We start from the raw sequence: 22,360 nt of genomic DNA, 5'->3' as shown, positions 1-22,360 counted from the left end.
CTGATTACCTGGATTTTTACTTTTGGATTTTTATATGATTTTTAAAAAGATTCGGGGAGATACAAGCGAATGTAACCGCTTATATCTCCCCAAATTCTTTTAAAACCCAGGGTGATCAATCCAGCTTAACCGCTTTTATCTCCCCGAATCTTTTAAAATCAATATCCTGGTTAATCGCTTTTGTCTCCCCGAATCTCTTTAAAAATCATATAAAAATCCAAAAGTGAAAATCCAGGTAATCAGCATAATCAGTGTAATCCTGAGTAAGACAACATCCGCGTTAAAGATCAATCACCCTGCCCTCCTTACTGCTCTCGAAAGCAGCTTCGATTACTTTGATCACTTTAATGGCGTCCTGCGGTGGTACCGGGTTGGCAGCTTTATTTACTAAGGCTTCGTAGATGCCCTGGTAGTAGTCCATGTAGTTGCCGCTTCCACCGGGAACATATTTCTTTACTACTTTGCCATCAATTTCCGTGTGGAGCAGGCCCCATTCATGCGGCTGTTCGGCGCCCCAGTCGGGGCTGTTGGGGAAAAGCCCTCTTTGCAGCTGCGCTTCCTGTATATCAGATTTTGTTTTGATAAAGGAGCCGATACGGCCATGCAGCTGGTAGGCTGGAAGGGCTTCGCGTACCAGGTAGTTGCATTTTACACGCGCCCGCAGATGATCATAGTAAAGTACCAGTTCAAAATAATCGTCTACAATGGAGTCGCGGCGGATCACGCGGATGTCTGCCCAGATGCGTTTGGGCATGCCAAACAAGGTAATGGCCTGATCGATCAGGTGTGAGCCCAGGTCATATAAAGCGCCGGTGCCGGGGCCTCCCAGTTCTTTATGTTTTTTATAACTCAGCTCTTCCTTGAAGCGGTCGTAGTGTATTTCTGCTTCCAGTACATCACCCAGCTGACCGGACTGCAATACCTCTCTTACTACTTTATAGTCGCTGTCGTACCGGCGGTTGTGGTAAACACTGAGCAGCAAACCTTTCTCGGCCGCTAAGGCTGCAAGTGTTTCACCCTCTTTGGCGTGTACGGTGAAAGGCTTTTCCACAATCACATTCTTTCCTGCTTCCAGTGCTGCTTTTACAAAGTCGAAGTGTGTGTAGTTAGGAGTGTTGACTACGATCAGTTCCAGGTCTTTGTCTGCCAGCATATCCTCCACGCTCGTATATACTTTAACGTTAGGATAGCGTTGCTGCGCCAGGTTTTTACTTCTTTCTACTACCGCTGTAAATTCAAATCCCGGGTTTACGTGCAGGAACGGGGCATGAAATATCTGTCCAGACATGCCGTACGAGCATACGCCCGTTTTAATAATTCTACTCATACTTTTGATATATTGATGTAAACTGACAGCGTGACTGTCGTTGCATAATTAAAACCAGCTTTTACTTTTACTGCTTTTTCCACCCAGGCCCAATGCGCCCAGTAGGCTACGGGTGATGATGTTGGCAGCGGTACGACCCACCTGCCGCGCTACAGAGCTATCCATCACCTGCTCAAGAACGCCTTTTTCCTGTTTTTGTTTCCCGGAAGATTTTGGCGCAGCTTCAGTAGCGGCTGTTTTCTCGGCGGCTTCCTGCAGCTTGGCGGTGAGGATTTCATACGCGCTTTCGCTGTCAATTTCCTGCCCGTATTTCTTTACCAGTTTGGAATTGTTCACCAGTCCGTCAATTTCCGCCGGTGTTAATACATCCATACGTGACCGTGGAGATACCAGCATGGTAGCGGCTAACGGGGTAGGAACACCTTTTTCATTCAGGCAGGTAATGAGCGCTTCACCAATACCTATCTGGGTTAGCAACTCATCTGTTTTATAGAAATCTGATAACGGGTAGTTCTCCGCCGTTTGCTTGATTGTTTTGCGGTCGTTGGCGGTAAAGGCGCGCAGGGCATGTTGTACTTTAAGACCCAGTTGTCCCAGCACGGAAGGAGGTACATCCATCGGGTTTTGGGTACAGAAGAAAATGCCGACACCTTTTGAACGGATCAGTTTAATGATGGTGTCTATCTGTTTCAGCAAGGCGTCGCTGGCTTCATTGAAAATAAGATGCGCTTCATCAATGAACATCACCAGCTTGGGTTTGTCCAGGTCGCCTTCTTCGGGAAGGGTTGCGTATAATTCTGCCAGCAGGCTGAGCATGAAGGTGGAAAACAGTTTCGGACGATCCTGTATATCATTTACGCGCAGTATGGATATGATACCGCGGCCATCGTCGCTGATGCGCATCAGGTCATCTACTTCAAAAGATTTCTCTCCAAAAAACAATGCAGCGCCCTGTTGCTCCAGTTCAATCACTTTGCGCAGGATGGTGCCGGTCGAGGTAGTGGATATCTTTCCGTAATCCTTTTCCAGTGCTACTTTGCCCTCATCGCCGGCAAATTGCAATACTTTTTTAAAGTCTTTCAGATCCAGTAAAGGCAGTTTGTTATCATCGCAATATTTGAAAAGCATGGCTACAAGGCCAGCCTGCGTATCGTTCAGTTCCAGGATCTTCGACAGGAGGATGGGGCCAAACTCGCTGACGGTAGCCCGTAAGCGCACGCCCTTTTCCTGGCTGAGGGATAACAGTTCTGATGGATAGGCCGCTGCACTCCAGCTGCCACCTATTTTCTGATAACGCTCCGCAATTTTCGGGTTGTCGCTGCCGGCAGCTGCAATGCCGCTCAGATCTCCTTTGATGTCCATCAACAATACCGGTACGCTGGCATCGCTGAGTCCTTCGGCGATCACCTGCAGCGTTTTGGTTTTACCGGTACCGGTGGCGCCGGCAATCAAACCATGACGGTTAAGTGTTTTGAGTGGCAGGAAAACATCCGCCCCGGCTACTACTTCGCCGTTCAGCATGGCACATCCCAGCTTGAAATGCTCGCCTTTAAAAGTATAGCCGCTTTTGATATATTCCAGAAATGCATCCTGATTGGGCATGACGTAATTTTTTTTATGAAGATAATAAAAAGCAACAAGCGGTTGAGCTTCAAATTATTATCCGTCTATACATACCGATTATCGATCATTAATTATTGATAAACGATAAAATTATTTTGATTTTCGATAAAATGAAAATACCTTTGAGCTATTAAACAGGGCGTAACATGAAAATCAGTAAGTATCTTCTCCCGTTGAAAATCGTGCTGCTCATTTCTGTATTGATCAGTGTTTACATCACGATCTTTAATGGTGTTGCTTTTTTTCAATCACGTTTCAGTCCTGATACCCCCGGTTTAAAAGCAGCCGTTCTTCAAAATACCATACTGGGTTTATTGTACCTGGTAATGACCTGGTATCTTTTCCGGTTATTGATCGGCGCCGGGAGTGAAGATATTATCTCCCGTAAAAATCTCAGCGCGGTAAAAGGGATCCTGCTGGTGTTATCGGGACTGCTGCTCACTAAAATCGTTTTTGCCTGGATAGCGGGCGACAGCATAAAGGTGTACAACAACCGGCTTTATTTCCGGCTGCTGAGCGTATTGGGCGCTTCCTGGGAACTGCTGATGGCTTTCATGGTGATCCTGGCGCTGGCCATCGTTTTCGAAAGGGCGGTGAGCCTGAAGGAAGAACAGGCGTTGACCATTTAATGATCTAAATAACAATATACAATGGGGATAATCGTCAATCTGGACGTGATGCTGGCAAAAAGGAAGATGTCGCTGACGGAGCTGAGTGTACAGGTGGGTATTACGATGGCAAATCTCAGTATACTAAAAAGTGGCAAAGCAAAGGCCATCCGGTTTTCCACACTGGAAGAGATCTGCCGGGTACTGGAATGCCAGCCGGGCGATATACTGGAATACAAAGAATAGATTGCTTTTTCATACATGATAGACAAAAAAAAATCTGCTATTCGTTAGCAGATTTTTTTATTTATAAGATAACAGAAGATGATCTACAGATCTTCTTCTCTTTCCAGCATCAGGATAGCAGCCTGTGGTACGATATAATAGGTTTCTTCCTCGTACACTACCGCGGTGGAACCACTGACCAGGAAAATAGCCAGGTCGCCTTCTTTCACCTGTAACGGAATATATTTTACTTTCTCTTCTTCAGGCTTCCAGGCCTCGTCATTGTCCACAGGCACAGGTATAGCATACCCCGGCCCCGTTTTAATAACATAGCCACGTTGAACCTTTTCTTTTTCCTGAACCCCGGGAGGCAGGTATAATCCACTGCTGGTGCGCTCGTGGGGTGTAGCTGGCTTTATCAGCACGCGGTCGCCCACAACGATCAGTTTTTTCAATTTATTATCTGTTGTTATGTGTATAGCCATACAGGATTGCTATCAAATATAATGCAGCAGCCATAATTGTGACAGACTGACAGGAATTTAAATACTGCTGAGTGAAAAAGTTTCACCTGCACGGATACCTTTTTCAGTTTGTTGCAGTACACAGCATTCATTTACCGGGTCGTGTTCGAAGTAAAGGATATATTCTTTATCTGCCGCCTCCTGTAAAAAGCTTTTCTTTTCCTGCAATGTTTTCAGTGGAAACATGTCATACGCCATTACATAGGGCAGTGGTATATGACCAGTGGATGGCAACAGGTCGGCCATGTATATAATGGTTTTGCCCTTATAGCTGATCTGCGGCAGCATCATAGCATCGGTGTGCCCATTGGCAAACCGGATGGAAATATTATCCGTGAAGTTGACGCCTTCAAGATGATTAATAAATTTCAGCTGACCGCTTTCCTGGATGGGAAGGATATTCTCTTTCAGGAAAGATGCCTTCTCCCGGTCGTTGGGTTGTGTAGCCCATTTCCAGTGATCTTCATTACTCCAGTAGGTCGCATTTTTAAAAGCAGGCGCCAGCTGTTCGCCCTGGCGGATAATACTGCCGCCACAGTGATCGAAGTGCAGGTGGGTAAGGAACATATCGGTGATATCATCCCGGTGGAAACCATGTGCCGCCAACGATTTATCCAGGGTCGCATCTCCGTGCAGGTAATAATGACTAAAGAATTTTGCATCCTGCTTATCGCCAATGCCGTTGTCTACCAGGATGAGGCGGTTGCCGTCTTCGATCAGCAGGCAACGCATGGCCCAGCTGCATAAATTGTTTTCATCTGCCGGATTCAGTTTATTCCAGATGGTTTTAGGCACTACGCCAAACATCGCGCCGCCATCCAGTTTAAAGAATCCTGTTTCTATGGTGTATAATTTCATTATCCTTGAATTTTGTTGGATAGTTCTATTTTGAAAGATACCTAATTCTGCGATAGCTGCTTTTGCTTGCGCAATGCGGAAATGATCCATATCAGTCCGATCACAAAAAATACCACCAGTGCCAGCACGGAATTCCGCATGTCTTCCGTGAGATCATCTATATAGGCAAACGAAAACATACCAATTACAATAGACAGTTTTTCGGTAACGTCATAATAGCTGAAGAAGGACGTAGTGTCTTCTGTTTCGGGCATCAGCTTGGCATAAGTAGACCGGCTGAGGGATTGGATACCACCCATTACCAGTCCTACCGCAGTGGCCAGTAAATAAAAATGCATAGCCGTTTGCATTTTGTAACCGGCAATACAGATGCCTATCCAGAATATGACAACGGCAATCAATACACGTAAATTACCAAACCTTGTGGAAAGCCTGGCCATGCTCCATGCACCGGCAATAGCCACAATCTGGATAATCACCACGGTAACGATCAGCATTTCATCCGGAAGCTTCAGCACCTTGCCACCAAAGATGGTGGCGGCCATCATCACGGTTTGTACCCCCATACTGTAAAAGAAAAATCCACGCAGGAATCTTTTCAGCACCGGCAGTTGTTTTACCTGGGCATATACTTTTCGTAATTCCGTAAATCCTTCTGTGAATGCGTTAACTGTGTGTTTGGTGATCACGGTGCTTTTGGGTAGGCGGGCAAAGGTGATCTGTGCAAAGCCAAACCACCAGATACCTACCAGCAGGAAGGTAAGCTGCACCGGCTGACTTTTACCCATGCCCATTTTGGGACCCAATACCACCAGGCCAAACCCCAGCAGTTGTAAAATCACGCTGCCTACATAGCCCATGCTGTAACCCCGGGCGCTGATACGGTCGCGGTCTTCCGGCGCTGCAATTTCAGGCAGGTAGGAGTTGTAAAATACGAGGCCGCCGCAATACCCAATGGTAGAAAGGATAAAGCAAATCACGCCCAGCAGGAGATGATCCCCGTCGAAAAAGTAGAGGGCGCAGCAGGAAAGTGCCCCCAGTATGGTAAAGAAGCGCAGGAAATTCTTTTTATTACCCCTGGTATCCGCAATAGAGGACAGGATAGGAGAGGCAAGGGCCACCAGCAGGTAAGCGGCTGCCATGGAATAATTGTACAGTGCGGAGTTTACAAAGTTCATCCCGAGAAAGGAAACATGTTCACCTGTAACCGCTAAAAAATAGATAGGGAAAAAAGTAGTGGTGATAACGAGGTTGTACACGGAATTAGCCCAGTCGTACATGGCCCAGCCATTAATCACTTTCTTACTGGCAGTCTTCATATAGCTTTTAGCTTTTCACGAAGATAATATTCCCGGTGATTTTATCTATTTATAATCCAGGATATGGATATGTTCGCGGCACATGAAGTATTCCTGTTCATCGTTGGAGCTTACAATAATCAGGCGGTTGCCGCCATATTCATTGATGAGTTGCTGGTATACGGCGATACCGGCGGCATCCAGGTTAGTACAGGGTTCATCCAGCAAAAGAACGGGGACATCAGACAGGATGGCGAGGGCCAGCTTGATACGCTGTTTCATCCCGGAAGAAAAGTTGCGGAGTTGTTTGTTGGCGGCTTTTTCCAGTCCTACCAGTTGCATGGCAATGGCGGGAGTGATTCCCGGCAGGAAGCTTTTGAACTGTTGATGGAACTGGATGATTTCTGTGAGGGTGAACTCTTCGATGAGTTCAAGATAAGGAGCAGCGATGGCGCAATACTGGAAAAACGCATCGGGAGCGATGGGTTTTTCCGGCGTGCTATAGGTAACGGCGCCTTCATTGTGTTGAATGGCGCCGCTGATTACCTGTAATAAAGTGGATTTCCCTGAACCATTGGGACCCAGTATGGCATAACGTTGTCCTTCACTAAAGGTGAGGGTTACCCGACGGAAAATCCAGTCGTAGTTAAAACGCTTACCTGTCTGGTTAAGAGATATCGTCATTGGTCCTGGAAGTATAGCCTCTCATGATGCCACGTCCTGATTCACGGATGAACGACAGGATTTCATCTCTTTCATCGGTAGCAGGAAATTCCGCTTCGATGATATTCACGGCTTTTGATAATTTATAACCTTTTACAAAGATGACACGGTAAATGTCCAGGATAGAGTTGATCTTTTCCAGGGAAAAACCTCTTCTCTTTAATCCTACGGAATTTACGCCCACATAGGAAAGTGGTTCGCGTGCTGCTTTTACGAAAGGAGGCACATCTTTACGCACCATGGAACCGCCGGTTACAAATGCGTGATCGCCTACTTTACAGAATTGTTGAATGGCTACCATTCCAGCCAGTACCACGTGGTCGCCCACGGTAATGTGACCGGCAAGGGTAGTATTATTTGAAAATACGCAGTAGTTGCCTACTTCGCAATCGTGTGCAATGTGGCTATATGCCATGATCAGGCAGTTATTCCCGATAGTGGTTTTCCATTTGTCTTTGGTACCGCGGTTGATCGTCACATATTCACGGATAGTGGTGTTGTCGCCGATTTCAACGGTAGTTTCTTCACCCGCAAATTTCAAATCCTGGGGGATGGCAGAAATAACAGCGCCTGGAAAAATACGGCAGTTTTTGCCGATGCGGGCTCCTTCCATAATAGTTACGTTGGAACCTATCCAGGTACCATCACCGATTTCTACGTTTTTATGTATAACGGTAAATGGATCAATTTTTACATTAGGCGCAACTTTGGCGTCCGGATGTATGTATGTAAGCGGGTGGATCATTGCTATTATTTGCCTTCTCTTGTTTTTATAATTTGTGCGATCATGTCGGCCTCAGTAGCTACTTTGTTGCCGATGAATACTGTCCCCCGCATTTCCACAAGTCCTCTTCTGATAGGACTCAGCAACTCCATTTTTAATATCATGGTGTCGCCCGGAACTACTTTCTGTTTGAATTTACAATTATCTATCTTCAGGAAATAGGTATCATAGTTTTCAGGATCAGGTACGCGGTTCAATGCAAGAATACCGCCTACCTGCGCCAGCGCTTCCAATTGCAGAACGCCCGGCATTACAGGATTTGAAGGGAAATGTCCCTGGAAGAAATGCTCGTTGAAGGTAACATTCTTGATACCTACCACTTTTTCTTCTCCCAGTTCAATGATCTTATCAACCAGCAGCATCGGGTAACGGTGCGGCAATGTTCTTTCAATACGTGGTGTATCAAATACAGGTGGCTGATTGGGATCGTAAACAGGGACGTCTTTATTATGTTTGTTCTTTTTGATATACGCTTTGATCGCACGGGCAAACTCCACGTTGGAGGCATGTCCGGGACGGTTGGCAATGATATGCGCATTGATCGGATATCCGATCAGGGCCAGATCACCCACCACGTCCAGCAGTTTGTGACGTGCCGGTTCGTTCGGGAAACGTAATTCTATATTGTTCAGGATACCTTCTTTCTGTACAGAAATGGTTTCCCGGTTAAATACCTTTGCTAAACGTTCCAGCTCCTCTTCGGTAACCGGCTTGTCAACTACCACAATCGCGTTGTTGATATCCCCGCCTTTAATGAGGTTCAGCGACAGCTGGTATTCCAGTTCATGCAGGAAGCAGAAGGTACGGCAGGGTGCAATCTCTGTTTTGAACTCTTCGATACCCTTCATTTTCGCGTGCTGGGTACCTAATACCGGTGAGTTGAAGTCGATAAGACAGGTAATGCGGTAATCCAGGGCCGGCATCGCCACCATTTCTACCTTTTTCTTCTCATCATAGTAAGTGATGTTGGTATCAATAGTATAGTATACTTTCTTGGCATCCTGGTTTTGCAGACCGGTTTTTTCTATCGCTTCAATAAACGCGTAGGCGCTTCCGTCCATGATAGGAATTTCGCCACCATCCAGTTCCACCAGTACGTTGTCTACACCGGTTCCTGCCAAAGCAGCCATAATGTGTTCTACGGTACTCACTCTGGCGCCGTTGTGCTCGAGCGTGGTGCTGCGGGTTGTTTCTACCACATAATCCACATCTGCTTTTACGATGGGTTGTCCCGGCAGGTCTACACGTTGAAACTTAATCCCATGCCCCGGCGTAGCCGGTTTAAGGGTCATATTAACATAGGCGCCTGTATGCAAGCCAATACCCGACAAGGTGATCTCACCCTTTAAGGTATGCTGGTATTGCAACTGTTGATTTTCCATAATAAGGTAACTAATATATAACTATTTAACCAGTAATCATTTATACACCTGCCCGCTCTTGCAGCAGTTGTTTAACCATCTCTTCCAGCTCCTTTACGCGCTTTTCAAGGTCCGGCAAATTTCTAAAAATTGCCTGACTTTTCAGCGAACTTTTATAATCATACGCCGGAGAGCCTGTCAGAGAGGTATTGGGTACTGTAATCGACTTGGATAAGCCGCTCTGTGCATTGATTTTGGTATTGTCGGCTATGTGGATATGACCAACCATCCCTACCTGGCCACCGATCACGCAGTTCTGGCCGATTTTGGTGCTGCCGGAAACCCCGGTTTGTGCCGCAATCACCGTATTAATGCCGATGTCCACATTATGTGCCACCTGGATCAGGTTATCCAGCTTCACACCCTTACGGATCACCGTACTACCCATGGTAGCGCGGTCGATAGTAGTGTTTGCGCCGATTTCCACATCATCGTGGATCACCACGTTGCCAATCTGGGGTACTTTTTTATAGGAACTATCCGGCTGAGGAGCAAATCCAAAGCCATCGCCGCCTATCACACAACCTGCATGCAGCATTACGCGGCTACCCACAATACAGTTGTCGTATACTTTTACGCCCGGATACAGGATGGAATCGTTATTAACGATCACATTATCACCCAGATATACGCCAGGGTATATTTTTACGTTGTTGCCCAGCACCACATTTTCACCCAGGTATGCAAAAGCACCCACAAACACGTTTTCCCCCATCTTCACAGATGCAGGAATGTAAGATGGCTGCTGAATACCGGATTTATTGCCGGTCAGGTACCTGTACTGCTCCAATAACAACGCAAAGCTGCTATAGGCATCCTTCACCCGGATCAGGGTCGATTTGATCGGACGCTCAATCACCAGGCTCTCATTCACAATCAGAATGGAGGCATTGGTGGTATATATGAATTCTTCATACTTAGGATTGGCAATGAAACTGAGCATGCCCTCGCCAGCTTCTTCAATCTTGGCGATGTTGCTCACCTTTACGTCCGGATTTCCCTCCAGCTTACCATCTAACATGGTAGCTAATTGTAATGCGCTAAACTGCATAGTTTAAAATTGTAATGTTTTCCAGGCTACACCGGATAGTATGAACTTATTTATTTAACATTTTATTCCTTATAAAACGTTGTTAGCCTGAATTTTTGGATGACAAATGTAGAATTTTTTTACCGGTATCGCCAGTGTATGGCTAATCAGTGCATTGTCGATAGAGGAAATGTCTTTTACAGTTCCATCTTTAAATAGGATATTGATCTTCTCGTCATTAACGTTATAAGCCCTTAACGAGGCCGCACCGGAAAAAACGAAGTAGTCCAGATCCGCTCCTTCAATCCCCCATTTTTGTCTGACCTGTTCCTTCAATAATAGTGCTGCACTTCCGTCAAACGCCTGATTACTTAATACAACCTTGAATAAGTTCCTGTCTATCAGCCACTTGCATAAAAGGGACAAAACCTTGTCCTCGTGTGTTGTCCAAACTTTAATCGCCCCCATAATATCATAGTCGTCCAGTTGGCAAAATAATTCCAGGCATTCCGGTCCGCATTCAAAATTGTTCTTTGTAATGGTATTGTACAGGAAATATGACAGGGCAGGAGAGCAAAACAGCTCCTTTCCCTCCTGTGCCAGCGCTTTAGCCCTGATCAGGATTTTTACCAGCATGTTTTCGGCGCTGAGCACCGTTTTATGCAGGTATACCTGCCAGTACATCAGCCGCCGGGCTATGATAAACTTCTCAATAGAATAAATTCCCTTTTCCTCTACCATCAGCTCCCCCTTATGTACAATCAGCATCTTGATGATGCGGTCGTACCCGATGGTGCCCTCGGCCACCCCGGTATAGAAGCTGTCGCGGTTCAGGTAGTCCATTCTGTCTACATCCAGCTGGCTCGACACCAGCTGATGCAGGAATTTTTTATGATAACGTCCATTGAAAATATCCAGTGTAAGGGACAGGGCGCCATCCATCTCCTTGTTCAATGCCTCCATCAGCCACTGGGAAATCTCTTCATGAGATACCCCTTCAATAATGCCATTCTCTAAAGCGTGGGAATAAGGCCCATGCCCTATGTCATGCAGTAAAATGGCCATTTTGGCCGCTACTTCCTCTTCCGGGGTAATGTCTGCCCCCTTGCTCCGGAGCTCCAGCAGCGCCATACTGATGAGGTGATAGGCGCCCATGCTATGATGAAACCGCGTATGCATAGCACCAGGATACACCAGGTGCGCCAAAGCCATCTGGTGTATGCGGCGGAGCCGCTGGTAATATGGATGTGAAATGAGGTTAAGAATCAACGGGTGATCTATGGTAATAAAGCCATACACCGGATCATTAACAATTTTTCGCTTGCGTTCGGTCATTGCATTTAATTATACGATTTCAGACGGGGGCGTCCGCGTCTGAATCCCTGGTGCCTGTATGCAAAACTACACCCGAAATTAATTATATGTAATTTTTTTACTTATAATGACGCGCGGCATCCACGATACCCCTATGACAGTTCAAAACAATTGGTAGGTTACAGGTAATTAAAGTTATGGATGCGAAGGTAAATAACTTTATCAGCCTGTTCACTTTTTCCTGCTATGATTTTACCGTGTTCAGCCCTTTTTAACATATAATTACCGGCAAATGATAGACGGGGAATGATATTTGCAAAAAATTAGGGGTAAATTCCTTTTTTTACCGGAACCTTAAATCTTATTATGAGTCAGATAAATATACTATGGGTAGATGATGAAATAGAGTCCCTGAAATCGCAGATTATCTTCCTGGAAAGCAAAGGCTACAAAGTTTCGGCCCTTACCAACGGATATGACGCACTCGAATTTTTGAAAGAACAGGTGGTAGATGTAGTATTACTGGACGAATCCATGCCCGGCATCACCGGACTGGAAACACTCGGTAAAATCAAGGAAATTGATCAGCAGATTCCCGTGGTAATGATTACCAAAAATGAAGCGGAAAATGTCATGGACGATGCTATCGGCTCCCAGATCACCGACTATCTTATCAAACCGGTAAATCCAAACCAGGTATTATTATCTCTCAAAAAAATAATTGATAACAAAAGACTGGTGGCCGAAAAAACCACTACCGCCTACCAGCAGGAATTCCGCAGCCTGTTTATGGCGCTGAGCTCCAACCCCGACTTTAACGAGTGGATGGACATTTACAAGAAACTGGTGTATTGGGAAATGGAAATGACAAAAACCAACAGCCCGGAAATGCTGGAAGTGTTCAATGCCCAGAAAACCGAGGCCAACAACGAGTTTTCCAAGTTCATCAGCCGTAATTACAGCGACTGGCTCCATCCAAAAACAAAAGAAGCCCCGGTGATGTCTCATACCCTGTTCCGCGATAAGGTAGTGCCTAACCTGGACCCCAACGTGCCCAACGTATTCCTGCTCATCGATAACCTGCGGTACGACCAGTGGAAGGCGATCCAGCCTATTTTCCAGGAATCGTTCCGGCTGGTGGAGGAAGAGTCTTTTTACAGCATTTTGCCTACCAGCACACAATACAGCCGTAATGCCATTTTTGCCGGCATGCTGCCCATAGATATTGAACACCGGTTTCCCCAGGAATGGAAGAACGACGATGAAGAAGGCGGGAAAAATCTGTATGAAGAGCATTTTTTTGCAGCCCAGCTGAAGCAGATGAAAATGGATCCCCGGTTTTCATACACCAAGGTGACCAATCACGCCGATGCCCAAACCATGCTCAATAATATCCATAACATGCTGGATTACCCGCTGAGCGTAATTGTATACAACTTCGTGGATATGCTCAGCCATGCCCGCACCGAAATGGAAGTACTGAAGGAACTGGCCGGCGATGAAGCCTCTTACCGCTCTATCACTGCCAGCTGGTTTGAACACAGCCCGCTGCACCAGGCCCTGAAACGTATCAGCGATAAAAAAATAAACCTGATCATCGCCACAGACCATGGCAGCGTAAGGGTAAAAACACCTGTAAAGGTGATCGGAGATAAACAAACCACTACCAACCTGCGCTACAAACACGGCCGTAACCTGAACTATGAGCCGAAAGAAGTGCTGGCCTTCCGCGATCCCCGTGATGCCGGATTGCCAAAGCCCAACGTCAACTCTTCCTACATCTTTGCAAAAGGAGATGGGTATCTCTGTTATCCCAACAACTATAACTATTTTGTGAACTATTACCGGAATACCTTCCAGCACGGCGGTATTTCCCTGGAAGAAATGATTGTGCCTTTTGCCAGGATGGTAACAAAGTAACAACAGCTTTTTGCTATTTTTGCGACATGAATATCAAAATCACACCTAATAACCTGACTAAACTGGAAAAGATCTTCGACGAGGCCAAATATGTATTGCGCTTCGAAAAAGGTAGTTTCCTGTCCGGTTACTGCATCCTGGAACACAAGAAGGTGGTAGTGATCAACAAATTCCTGAACCTCGAAGGGCGTATCAATACGCTGATCGATATTTTAACGACGCTGCCGTTGGATGAAGAAGCGCTGACGGCAGAGTCGCATAAGCTCTACAAACAGATACAGGCCAGCAAACCGATCCCGGAAGCGGGGGAGGAAGAAGGCGGGGCTTCGGAAGAACACGCAGCAGAATAGGCAAAAACAGACAAATGATGTTGGGATGAAAGTTACATTCTTAGGTACAGGTACGTCGCAGGGAGTTCCGGTTATAGCTTGTGGTTGCGAAGTTTGCACCTCGGCCGATAAAAAAAATAAACGCTTACGCAGCAGTATTATGATCTCGGCGCCCGCCGGTAATATCGTAGTAGATACCACCCCGGATTTCCGCTACCAGATGCTGCGCGAAAAAGTCGGACACCTGGAGGCAGTACTCATCACCCACTCCCATAAAGATCATATCGCCGGCATGGACGATATCCGCGCCTTTAACTATTTTCAGAAAAGCGCCATTAATATATACGCCACAGAGTTCTCGCAAAGTGTGATCAAACGTGAGTTTGCCTATGCTTTTTCTGATTTTAAATACCCTGGCATTCCGGAAATAAACCTGCAGACCATTGCCGCCGATCCTTTCGATGTAAACGGACTAACCATTACACCGGTACATGTCATGCATCATCAGATGCCCGTGCTGGGCTTCCGCATCCATGATTTCACCTATATCACCGACGCCAACTACATTGCGCCGGAGGAAAAAGAAAAGATCCGTGGTTCTAAGATCCTCGTACTGAACGCCCTGCGACGCGAAAAGCACATTTCTCATTTTACCCTGGAAGAAGCCATCGCGCTGGGAAAAGAGCTGGAGGTGCCGGAAGTATACCTCACCCATATCAGCCATCAGCTCGGGCTGCATGAAGCGGTATCAGCGGAGCTGCCTGCGGGTACCCACCTGGCCTACGACGGCCTTAGCCTCGAAATTTAGAGGCGTTTTATTTCTGTTAACAAAACACAGCATACATAATCCTAGCTTGGTCAAAATTGTTGTTGACCCATGTGGAAATCATTTGTCCGCGAATATCTGCGGTTTTCCCGGAAAGAGCGGCTAGGCATATTAACGCTGGCGCTGCTCATGATATTAACCAGCTATATCCCCAACCTGGTTTTTTATTTTCAGCGTACGCCCGTTGCCGGTAGTGATAACCTGAAAGCGGCCGTAACGGCCTTTGAAGCCAGGCTGGCAGCAGTGGAGAAAGAACCGGCTTTTACCCGGCGGAGTAATGCACACACAGATAGCCTGTTTTACTTCGATCCCAACACGTTGCCGGCAAGCGGCTGGCAGCAGCTGGGTGTAAGCGAACGCACCGCTGTTACTATTGGTAAGTACCTGGCCAGGGGCGGGTATTTCAGGACGCCGGCTGATCTGGGCAAGATATATGGGTTGCCTCCCGTCTTATGCACACAGCTGATACCTTATGTGCGCATTGCGGGTAAGGACAATAACCGGTTTTCCGGGAGATATGGTCCGCGGAGCGGACCCGGAAATAAAAACTATGGCAGGGAATCATACTACGGGGACAGCAATGCCCTGCATGAAAGATTTAAAAAAGGACATCACTATTACCGGGACAGCGCATTTGTCAGGTATAATGATACGTCGTTTACCCGTTATCGTAAGAAAGCCCCGGCTGTACCTATTGATATTAACACAGCAGACAGCATCGTTTGGCAGTCGCTGCCGGGCATCGGAGCGGGCTTCGCGCGGCGGATTATTGCCTTCCGTGAGCGGCTGGGAGGTTTTTATGCCGTGGAGCAGGTGGCGGAATGTTATGGCTTACCCGACTCCACATTTCAAAAAATTCAACCGTTCTTACAGATAGGTAGCAGTTCTCTAAAAAAACTAGACCTCAACCTCACAGATGAAAAATCTTTGGCAGCTCACCCATACATACGCTATAAACTGGCCCGTCTCATTGTGCAGTACCGCAGTAGCCACGCGGGTTTCAGGGCAGTATCGGACCTCCGCAACCTGCCGTTGGTGGATGAGATTATTTATCGTAAAATTGAACATTACATTGAGATCAAATATTAAAGCCACACGTTTATGAACTTTGCGCCTACGGAGATGCAACAACAGATTGCACAAATGATCCGGGATTTCGGGAAAACACATATTCAGCCTCACGTGATGGAATGGGACGAGCAGCAGGAGTTCCCGGTACATATATTCAAACAGCTCGGGGAACTGGGATTGATGGGCGTACTGGTGCCCCAGGAGTACGGTGGCAGCGGGTTGGGATACCTGGAATATGTAACCGTGGTGAGTGAAATTTCACGCATCTGCGGGGCGATAGGGCTAAGCGTGGCGGCCCATAACTCGTTGTGTACCGGTCATACGATGCAGTTTGCCAATGAAGCGCAAAAACAGCGTTACCTGCCTAAGCTGGCTACCGGTGAATGGATCGGCGCCTGGGGGCTCACGGAGCCTAATACCGGTTCCGATGCCATGAATATGAAATGCGTGGCTAAAAAAGACGGGAACGACTGGGTGCTGAATGGCACGAAGTGCTGGATTACCCACGGGAAAAGCTGCGATGTGGCGGTAGTAATAGTCCGTACCGGCGACGTGCGCGACAGTCATGGTATGAGCGCTTTCATTGTGGAAAAGGGTACTCCCGGCTTCAGTGGAGGCAAGAAAGAAAACAAACTGGGCATGCGCGCCTCCGAAACTGCGGAAATGGTATTCGACAATTGCCGCATTCCTGTAGAAAATATGCTGGGCGCAGAAGGCGACGGCTTTATCCAGTCCATGAAAGTATTGGACGGCGGCCGGATTTCCATTGCCGCATTATCGCTTGGCATTGCCAAAGGCGCTATGGACGCTGCCCTGAAATACTCAAAGGAACGGTACCAGTTCGACCAGCCCATCTCTAATTTCCAGGGCGTGTCCTTTAAACTGGCGGATATGGCCACAGAAATAGCTGCTGCAGAATTGCTCACCATGCAGGCGGCAGATATGAAAAACCGCAAGGTAAAAATGACCCAGCAGGCAGCTATGGCTAAATATTATGCGTCGGAAGTGGCCGTGCGGGTTGCCAACGATGCCGTACAGATTTTTGGCGGTTATGGCTATACAAAGGACTTCCCGGTGGAAAAATTTTATCGAGATGCAAAATTATGTACCATCGGGGAGGGAACTTCAGAGATCCAAAAGATTGTAATTGCCCGGGAAGCCCTGAGATAGAATAACGATTTTGCAATTGATACTGATTCTATTGAGATAGCAGGATTTTTATAATTTATGAAAAGAGTATTTATAAGCCGTTCATCATTTTTTCAAAATAATTGAATATTACCCCTTTAGTGTTATTGAATATTGCAAAAGGAACGTTAAATTTGGGTTAATTCATCACTCTTTACCGTTTATCAACCTTAACACACAAAATCAAGAAAGATTTGAAACACTTTTACGCAATGAAAAGCACCCTGTAATACGGGTGCTTTTCTATACCGGGTCTGAACTGGTTTATCCCGTATAAAGATGCTTAGTAAAAATGTGAAGCCTGTAATCCACGTTATGATTCTTCTTTAATTCAGTAGTTCTACTGATACCTGTAATATTTATCCCTATTACTTTTACAGCTGAAATATTCCTTAATTGTTATGTTCTCCAAAAGTCTTAAGTGGGCCACACGTATCGTGTTGGGCCTGGTAGTGATCGTATTAACGGCATACGGCGTTTTTACTTTTCTCTTCCATCAGCATGCCAGCAAAAAATATGCAGTTACAGTAAGAAACATTCCCATCCCCACCGATTCAGCTACTATTGCGGAGGGCCGGCACCTCTATGAAATAAAGGGTTGCGGCGAATGCCACGGGACAGACCTGCGCGGAAAAATGGTGGTGGATGACCCGGCTATCGGCCGTATTGCGGGTAATAATATCACCTATGGCCTGGGAGGGTTGCCGGAAAGCTATGATAACACTGACTGGCTAAAGGCATTGCGGCACGGTTTAAACACCGCAAATAAGCCATTATTGCTGATGCCTTCAGAGGAGTTCACCCGAATGGATGATCACGATATTGCGGCTATAATTGCGTTTTGCAGGGCACAGCCAAAAGTAGATGCACCTTCCATTCCCATAAAAATAGGACCGATGGGAAAAGTCCTGTCTGTAATGGGTAAAATACCCTTGTTCCCCGTGGAAAAAATAGATCATCACCGGGAACAGCCTAACCAGGTGGCAAAGGCGGCAACAAAAGAGTACGGCCAGTACCTGGCGGTTTCCTGCACTGGTTGCCACAAGCCTACATTGACCGGCGGCGATAACCCGGTACCGGGCGCTGTGCCGGTAGCCAATATCACCTCTACCGGGAACCTCGGAAAATGGAGCCAAAACGATTTTATTGCCACGCTGCGTACCGGCAAAACGCCGGAAGGAAAGCAGCTGCTGGTAAAGGATATGCCGTGGAACATGACTGCACAGTACACGGATGAAGAGTTAACCGCGTTGTATCTTTATCTCAGAAGCCTCTAAAAAGAAGAAGGGCTTTCCGGGGGAAATACCTCCGGAAAGCCCTTCTTCACTGTATATTAAACTACTTTTTATCTTTGTTGAAGAAATCAGACACTTTATCCTTTGCTTCTTCGGCCCAATCCTCCGCTTTATCTTTCACGTTATCCAGAAAATCACCTGCCTGATCCATCAGACCAGCCTTTTTTCCTTCGGCTTTATCCGACATGCCTGCAAACCAGTTATCAACTGTACCGGCAATAAACGGAGGTAATTTGCCCTTCACATATTCTTTGATCACATCGATGGACTGTGCGGCCTGTTCGGCGGTAAGTCCGGCTTTTTCCTGTAATTGCTGAATGAGTTCCTGCATAAATAGCGTTTTATAGTTAGCGATAGTATTGCTGTTAACGGATTACCGGAACAGTTATGCCACTTTCAGTTTAATGAGGGTTGACTGCTCCAGTTTTGCCTGTGCATATTCCCTGGTAAGATGAAAGTGTGTTTCATTGGCAGACGGCAGTTCATACATCGCATCGCTCAGTACCACCTCACAGATGGAGCGTAAACCACGCGCACCCAGTTTGTATTCCATCGCTTTGTCTACGATATAATCTATTGCTTCTTCTTCTATCTGTAAATCGATATTTTCTACCTTGAAAAGTTTCTTGTATTGCTTTACCAGCGCGTTTTTAGGCTCAGTAAGGATCAGTTTCAGGGTATCCCTGTCGAGCGAGTTGAGATAGGTAACCACTGGTAAACGGCCCAGTAATTCAGGAATCAGACCAAAGGATTTCAGGTCCTGGGAGTTGATATAACGCAGGATCTGTTTTCTGTTTTCCTCTTCTTTTTCCTTGTTTACGGTAAAACCGATAGAGTGGGTCTGTACCCTTCTGCTGATGATTCTTTCGACGCCGTCAAATGCACCACCGCAGATAAAGAGAATGTTCTGCGTGTTCAGCTTGATCAGTTTCTGTTCAGGATGTTTACGGCCGCCCTGCGGAGGTACCAGTACTTCGGTGCCTTCCAGTAATTTCAGGAGGCCTTGTTGAACGCCTTCGCCGCTTACATCGCGGGTAATGGACGGGTTATCATTTTTACGGGCAATTTTATCGATCTCATCGATGTAAACAATGCCACGTTCAGCAGCTTCCACGTCGTAGTTACATACCTGTAACAGGCGGCTGAGGATACTTTCCACGTCTTCACCCACGTAGCCCGCTTCTGTGAATACGGTCGCATCCACAATAGCAAAGGGAACATTTAATTGTTTGGCGATGGATTTAGCCAGCAGGGTTTTACCCGTACCGGTTTCGCCCACCATGATGATGTTGGATTTTTCAATCTCTACTTCGTCATCACCAATCTGCTGGTTAAGTCTTTTATAGTGGTTGTATACAGCTACTGCCAGTATTTTCTTTGCATCATCCTGGCCAATTACATATTCGTCCAGGAATTTCTTCATGTCAATTGGTTTAGACACTTTGGGTGCAAAGTTGGGGGCTACGGCTGCAGCTGCTTTTTTGCCGGGGGTGAATAACTCCTGGTCAATTATCTCCTGTGCGTTGGCTACACAGTTTTCACAGATGTGTCCTTCAGCGCCTGCAATCAGTATCTGCACTTCTTCTTTGGAGCGGCTGCAAAAGGAGCATCGGATTTTAGATTCTTTCATTTCGGAATAGATTATTTTTCTACGAAACTATCATTGCCTGCACTGTTATTGCAGGGTTACAAATTTACACTAAATAGCCGAAAGCGTAAGTCTTAATAGAGTAAAGCTTATCATCTCACAAAACAAAAGCTATTGTAGCGAAGATAATAGCGTTTTTTAATATGTATCGCTGTAATCTTCGCTACAATAGCTTATTTATGCCTTGTGCTTTAAGCTTTACTGAGGTGTTTCCAGGTTTTTCTTTGGATTTTTCTGGAGTACGTCATCAATGATGCCGTATTCTTTTGCTTCATCCGCAGTCAGCCAGTAGTCACGGTCAGAATCTTTTTCCACTTTTTTGAGTGGCTGTCCGCAATGGCCGGCAATGATTTCGTTGAGTTCCTTTTTCAGTTTCACGAACTCACGCGCAGTGATTTCGATGTCTGAAGTCTGGCCTTCTGCACCGCCATGAGGCTGGTGAATCATTACACGTGCATGTTTCAGCGCGGTACGTTTTCCTTTTGTACCTGCTACCAGCAGTACAGCGCCGAAAGAGGCCGCCATACCGGTACAGATAGTAGCTACGTCAGGAGAAATGATCTGCATAGTATCATAAATACCCAGGCCGGCGTAAACGCTTCCTCCCGGGCTATTGATGTACATCTGTATATCACGGTTACGGTCGGAAGACTCAAGGAACAACAGCTGCGCAGTAATCACGTTTGCTACGTAGTCGTTCACGGGATCTCCCAGGAAAATAATACGATCAGCCATCAACCTGGAGAAAACGTCCATCTGGGTCATATTCATCTGGCGTTCTTCAAGGATATAAGGAGTCAGACTGTTGATCTGGTGGCTTTTGGTGTAACTGTCTACTACCAGGCTGCTGATTCCCCGATGCTGGATGGCATATTTTCTGAATTCATTATTAATGTTCATGATGGTGATGTTTATGAGGTAAATTAACAAAATCTTCTGCTTTGATTTCCTCTTCTTTCACGTTCACCTTAGCCTCAGCCCAGTCAAATAACTTGGCAGTGATCATTTCACGGTAAGTCTGGTCTACAAATTTCTCATCCTGTAACAGGCGATCCAGGTAGCTGTCTAACCATTCTGCTCCATCAGCAGCGGCGCCGCCATAGTAGCCTAATACTTTTTGTTTGGCATTTTCCTTCAGATCTTCGAAAGAAACTTCCAGTTTATTTTCTTTAACCAGTTTATCGCTGATGAGTGTCCAACGTAATTGATGGTCAAAACTAGGGAATTCTTTTTCCGCTTCTTCCGCAGTTTTTGGCTTTTCACCGCCTACCTGCAGCCAGCGTTTGAGGAAATCCTTTGGCAATTCAATCGGCGTTTCGTGTACCAGTACTTCAAACAGGTCGTTGTGAAGGTGGTTGCGGCTTTCAGAATCCCAGTATTTGCCGATTTCTTCTTTCAGTTTAGCGCGGAAAGCTTCTTCAGTAGTGATTTCTTCTCCCGGATAAACTTCTTTGAAGAATTCTTCATTCAGTTCTCTTTTCTCAATCAAACCAACTTTCGTGATGGTCAGTTTGAAATATTTGTTTGCTGCTTCCTTGTCGCCTGCTTCAAAGCCCAGATCTTTCAGGATCCAGCCCAAACGCTGCTCGTCAAAGGAAGTAGCCAGTTGGAATACAATGCTGTCTTCATTCTTTTTACCCTGCAGTTCAGCCTGGATAGCCGGTGCAAAGTATTTAACCAGTAAGGCGTTTTCTTTTACGATACCGCCTTCCACTACATTACCTTTCTCGTCAGACTCTTCGAATTTAACGTTAATCACGTTATCTTCTGAAGTAATTGTTTCAGGTTCTGTTGTTTTTCCACCTTTCAGCTGTAAACGCTGTACTTCATCGTTCACCATTTCGTCGGTAACGGTTACTTTATATTTTGTAAGGGTGGTTTTGTTATCTTCCAGGGGAGTAACGCTGAAGCTGGGTTTCAGCCCCACTTCAAATTCGAAGGCATAATCAGCAGGCTTGTTGAAATCCAGGTCTTTTGCCTGTTTTTCCAGGGACAGCGGCTGGCCGAAGATCTCCAGTTTCTCTGTCTGCACATAACCCATTAATTCTCTCTCAACAGTTTTCAGAATTTCGTCGCCAAAGATAGCCTGACCGTGCATCTTCTTAACCATACCTGCAGGTACCATTCCTTTACGGAAGCCTGGTATGTTCGCATTTTTGCTGAATTGCTTTACTGCTTTGTCAAAATTAGGAAGGTAGTCTTCCTGGCTCACTTTCACAGTGATCTTATCGTTCAATAAACCAATGTTTTCTCTCGTAACGGTTGCCATAATTGAATTGTATAAAGTGTTCTTTAAGAAGCAATAATGATTCCTTGTTTATTTTTCTGCCATGAAGTCACAACGGCAA

The 22,360-nt window shown here is 46.1% G+C and carries 22 protein-coding genes; 8 read left to right on the top strand and 14 right to left on the bottom strand.

What is annotated here, in order from left to right; genetic code table 11:
* Nucleotides 1-280: 280 nt before the first annotated feature.
* Together ACLHR0_RS04740 and ACLHR0_RS04735 are read right to left on the bottom strand one after the other, a co-directional pair.
* Entirely contained in the window at nt 281-1,327 is a 1,047-nt protein-coding gene (locus ACLHR0_RS04740; protein ID WP_429042126.1) for a Gfo/Idh/MocA family oxidoreductase, read from the bottom strand.
* 48 nt (nt 1,328-1,375) lie between these two features.
* Nucleotides 1,376-2,929: a helicase HerA-like domain-containing protein gene (locus tag ACLHR0_RS04735; RefSeq protein WP_436485062.1), complete on the bottom strand. Its 1,554-nt coding sequence runs from the start codon at nt 2,927-2,929 to the stop codon at nt 1,376-1,378.
* A 167-nt stretch (nt 2,930-3,096) separates the two neighbouring features.
* Between ACLHR0_RS04735 and ACLHR0_RS04730 the strand changes: the two genes are divergently transcribed.
* Nucleotides 3,097-3,579: a DUF2975 domain-containing protein gene (locus tag ACLHR0_RS04730; RefSeq protein ID WP_370913375.1), complete on the top strand. Its 483-nt coding sequence runs from the start codon at nt 3,097-3,099 to the stop codon at nt 3,577-3,579.
* A gap of 21 nt (nt 3,580-3,600) precedes the next feature.
* Nucleotides 3,601-3,804: a helix-turn-helix domain-containing protein gene (locus ACLHR0_RS04725; protein ID WP_079473561.1), complete on the top strand. Its 204-nt coding sequence runs from the start codon at nt 3,601-3,603 to the stop codon at nt 3,802-3,804.
* 83 nt (nt 3,805-3,887) lie between these two features.
* On the opposite strand, the gene ACLHR0_RS04720 is transcribed toward ACLHR0_RS04725, so the two are convergent.
* From ACLHR0_RS04720 to ACLHR0_RS04685, 8 genes are all read right to left on the bottom strand, one after another.
* On the bottom strand, nt 3,888-4,268 hold the full coding sequence (locus ACLHR0_RS04720; RefSeq protein WP_429042122.1) for a co-chaperone GroES: 381 nt from the start codon (nt 4,266-4,268) through the stop codon (nt 3,888-3,890).
* 57 nt (nt 4,269-4,325) lie between these two features.
* Nucleotides 4,326-5,165, bottom strand: a complete 840-nt coding sequence (locus ACLHR0_RS04715; RefSeq protein ID WP_370913373.1) for an MBL fold metallo-hydrolase — start codon at nt 5,163-5,165, stop codon at nt 4,326-4,328.
* Between the two features lie 41 nt (nt 5,166-5,206).
* The gene (locus ACLHR0_RS04710; RefSeq protein ID WP_436485059.1) at nt 5,207-6,484 is read right to left on the bottom strand and encodes an MFS transporter; all 1,278 of its coding nucleotides are present in this window, start codon (nt 6,482-6,484) and stop codon (nt 5,207-5,209) included.
* Between the two features lie 45 nt (nt 6,485-6,529).
* Complete coding sequence (locus tag ACLHR0_RS04705) at nt 6,530-7,147, bottom strand: ABC transporter ATP-binding protein (RefSeq protein WP_429062648.1); 618 nt, start codon at nt 7,145-7,147, stop codon at nt 6,530-6,532.
* Nucleotides 7,131-7,931, bottom strand: coding sequence for an acyl-ACP--UDP-N-acetylglucosamine O-acyltransferase (gene lpxA, locus ACLHR0_RS04700; protein WP_325643621.1), 801 nt, complete (start codon nt 7,929-7,931; stop codon nt 7,131-7,133). Before lpxA ends, ACLHR0_RS04705 begins: the two co-directional genes overlap by 17 nt.
* Before the next feature lie 5 nt (nt 7,932-7,936).
* Complete coding sequence (locus ACLHR0_RS04695; protein WP_429062650.1) at nt 7,937-9,352, bottom strand: bifunctional UDP-3-O-[3-hydroxymyristoyl] N-acetylglucosamine deacetylase/3-hydroxyacyl-ACP dehydratase; 1,416 nt, start codon at nt 9,350-9,352, stop codon at nt 7,937-7,939.
* 40 nt (nt 9,353-9,392) lie between these two features.
* Complete coding sequence (gene lpxD / locus ACLHR0_RS04690) at nt 9,393-10,442, bottom strand: UDP-3-O-(3-hydroxymyristoyl)glucosamine N-acyltransferase (RefSeq protein ID WP_429042108.1); 1,050 nt, start codon at nt 10,440-10,442, stop codon at nt 9,393-9,395.
* Between the two features lie 69 nt (nt 10,443-10,511).
* Complete coding sequence (locus ACLHR0_RS04685) at nt 10,512-11,756, bottom strand: HD domain-containing protein (protein ID WP_429042107.1); 1,245 nt, start codon at nt 11,754-11,756, stop codon at nt 10,512-10,514.
* A gap of 345 nt (nt 11,757-12,101) precedes the next feature.
* On the opposite strand from ACLHR0_RS04685, the gene ACLHR0_RS04680 reads away from it, so the two are divergent.
* The 6 genes from ACLHR0_RS04680 to ACLHR0_RS04655 all read left to right on the top strand — a co-directional run bounded on the left by ACLHR0_RS04680 (nt 12,102) and on the right by ACLHR0_RS04655 (nt 18,346).
* On the top strand, nt 12,102-13,655 hold the full coding sequence (locus ACLHR0_RS04680) for a response regulator (protein ID WP_370913368.1): 1,554 nt from the start codon (nt 12,102-12,104) through the stop codon (nt 13,653-13,655).
* 26 nt (nt 13,656-13,681) lie between these two features.
* Nucleotides 13,682-14,005, top strand: a complete 324-nt coding sequence (locus ACLHR0_RS04675) for a hypothetical protein (RefSeq protein ID WP_370913367.1) — start codon at nt 13,682-13,684, stop codon at nt 14,003-14,005.
* A 25-nt stretch (nt 14,006-14,030) separates the two neighbouring features.
* Nucleotides 14,031-14,792, top strand: a complete 762-nt coding sequence (locus tag ACLHR0_RS04670) for an MBL fold metallo-hydrolase (protein WP_429042104.1) — start codon at nt 14,031-14,033, stop codon at nt 14,790-14,792.
* A gap of 69 nt (nt 14,793-14,861) precedes the next feature.
* Nucleotides 14,862-15,899, top strand: coding sequence for a helix-hairpin-helix domain-containing protein (locus tag ACLHR0_RS04665; RefSeq protein WP_436485055.1), 1,038 nt, complete (start codon nt 14,862-14,864; stop codon nt 15,897-15,899).
* 12 nt (nt 15,900-15,911) lie between these two features.
* Nucleotides 15,912-17,051, top strand: a complete 1,140-nt coding sequence (locus tag ACLHR0_RS04660) for an acyl-CoA dehydrogenase family protein (protein WP_436485053.1) — start codon at nt 15,912-15,914, stop codon at nt 17,049-17,051.
* A gap of 419 nt (nt 17,052-17,470) precedes the next feature.
* Nucleotides 17,471-18,346 (top strand): c-type cytochrome, encoded by an 876-nt coding sequence (locus ACLHR0_RS04655; RefSeq protein ID WP_436485051.1) that lies wholly within the window; start codon nt 17,471-17,473, stop codon nt 18,344-18,346.
* Nucleotides 18,347-18,407: 61 nt separating this feature from the next.
* On the opposite strand, the gene ACLHR0_RS04650 is transcribed toward ACLHR0_RS04655, so the two are convergent.
* The 4 genes from ACLHR0_RS04650 to tig all read right to left on the bottom strand — a co-directional run bounded on the left by ACLHR0_RS04650 (nt 18,408) and on the right by tig (nt 22,281).
* Entirely contained in the window at nt 18,408-18,695 is a 288-nt protein-coding gene (locus ACLHR0_RS04650; protein ID WP_079473575.1) for a hypothetical protein, read from the bottom strand.
* A 54-nt stretch (nt 18,696-18,749) separates the two neighbouring features.
* Nucleotides 18,750-19,994, bottom strand: a complete 1,245-nt coding sequence (gene clpX, locus ACLHR0_RS04645) for an ATP-dependent Clp protease ATP-binding subunit ClpX (RefSeq protein WP_079473576.1) — start codon at nt 19,992-19,994, stop codon at nt 18,750-18,752.
* Nucleotides 19,995-20,210: 216 nt separating this feature from the next.
* A complete protein-coding gene (gene clpP, locus ACLHR0_RS04640) occupies nt 20,211-20,912 on the bottom strand; it encodes an ATP-dependent Clp endopeptidase proteolytic subunit ClpP (RefSeq protein ID WP_370913362.1) in 702 nt (233 codons plus the stop codon).
* Nucleotides 20,902-22,281, bottom strand: coding sequence for a trigger factor (gene tig, locus ACLHR0_RS04635; RefSeq protein WP_370913361.1), 1,380 nt, complete (start codon nt 22,279-22,281; stop codon nt 20,902-20,904). The genes clpP and tig overlap by 11 nt, the downstream gene beginning before the upstream one ends.
* Between the last annotated feature and the right edge of the window lie 79 nt (nt 22,282-22,360).

It is taken from the genome of Chitinophaga sp. ARDCPP14 (assembly GCF_051362515.1).
GTDB lineage: Bacteria > Bacteroidota > Bacteroidia > Chitinophagales > Chitinophagaceae > Chitinophaga.
Note: the sequence above shows the minus strand (reverse complement) of the source record. Positions and strands in the feature narration are given on the sequence as shown.

Bases quoted from the DNA above. Each gene is read 5' to 3' on its own strand.
- ACLHR0_RS04710 (WP_436485059.1), bottom strand. From the start codon at position 6,484: ATGAAGACTGCCAGTAAGAAAGTGATTAATGGCTGGGCCATGTACGAC.
- ACLHR0_RS04655 (WP_436485051.1), top strand. From the start codon at position 17,471: ATGTTCTCCAAAAGTCTTAAGTGGGCCACACGTATCGTGTTGGGCCTG.
- clpX (WP_079473576.1), bottom strand. From the start codon at position 19,994: ATGAAAGAATCTAAAATCCGATGCTCCTTTTGCAGCCGCTCCAAAGAA.
- ACLHR0_RS04735 (WP_436485062.1), bottom strand. From the start codon at position 2,929: ATGCCCAATCAGGATGCATTTCTGGAATATATCAAAAGCGGCTATACT.
- ACLHR0_RS04730 (WP_370913375.1), top strand. From the start codon at position 3,097: ATGAAAATCAGTAAGTATCTTCTCCCGTTGAAAATCGTGCTGCTCATT.
- ACLHR0_RS04695 (WP_429062650.1), bottom strand. From the start codon at position 9,352: ATGGAAAATCAACAGTTGCAATACCAGCATACCTTAAAGGGTGAGATC.
- ACLHR0_RS04715 (WP_370913373.1), bottom strand. From the start codon at position 5,165: ATGAAATTATACACCATAGAAACAGGATTCTTTAAACTGGATGGCGGC.
- lpxD (WP_429042108.1), bottom strand. From the start codon at position 10,442: ATGCAGTTTAGCGCATTACAATTAGCTACCATGTTAGATGGTAAGCTG.
- lpxA (WP_325643621.1), bottom strand. From the start codon at position 7,931: ATGATCCACCCGCTTACATACATACATCCGGACGCCAAAGTTGCGCCT.
- ACLHR0_RS04675 (WP_370913367.1), top strand. From the start codon at position 13,682: ATGAATATCAAAATCACACCTAATAACCTGACTAAACTGGAAAAGATC.
- ACLHR0_RS04680 (WP_370913368.1), top strand. From the start codon at position 12,102: ATGAGTCAGATAAATATACTATGGGTAGATGATGAAATAGAGTCCCTG.
- ACLHR0_RS04740 (WP_429042126.1), bottom strand. From the start codon at position 1,327: ATGAGTAGAATTATTAAAACGGGCGTATGCTCGTACGGCATGTCTGGA.
- ACLHR0_RS04670 (WP_429042104.1), top strand. From the start codon at position 14,031: ATGAAAGTTACATTCTTAGGTACAGGTACGTCGCAGGGAGTTCCGGTT.
- clpP (WP_370913362.1), bottom strand. From the start codon at position 20,912: ATGAACATTAATAATGAATTCAGAAAATATGCCATCCAGCATCGGGGA.
- ACLHR0_RS04685 (WP_429042107.1), bottom strand. From the start codon at position 11,756: ATGACCGAACGCAAGCGAAAAATTGTTAATGATCCGGTGTATGGCTTT.
- ACLHR0_RS04725 (WP_079473561.1), top strand. From the start codon at position 3,601: ATGGGGATAATCGTCAATCTGGACGTGATGCTGGCAAAAAGGAAGATG.
- ACLHR0_RS04650 (WP_079473575.1), bottom strand. From the start codon at position 18,695: ATGCAGGAACTCATTCAGCAATTACAGGAAAAAGCCGGACTTACCGCC.
- ACLHR0_RS04705 (WP_429062648.1), bottom strand. From the start codon at position 7,147: ATGACGATATCTCTTAACCAGACAGGTAAGCGTTTTAACTACGACTGG.
- ACLHR0_RS04660 (WP_436485053.1), top strand. From the start codon at position 15,912: ATGAACTTTGCGCCTACGGAGATGCAACAACAGATTGCACAAATGATC.
- ACLHR0_RS04665 (WP_436485055.1), top strand. From the start codon at position 14,862: ATGTGGAAATCATTTGTCCGCGAATATCTGCGGTTTTCCCGGAAAGAG.
- tig (WP_370913361.1), bottom strand. From the start codon at position 22,281: ATGGCAACCGTTACGAGAGAAAACATTGGTTTATTGAACGATAAGATC.
- ACLHR0_RS04720 (WP_429042122.1), bottom strand. From the start codon at position 4,268: ATGGCTATACACATAACAACAGATAATAAATTGAAAAAACTGATCGTT.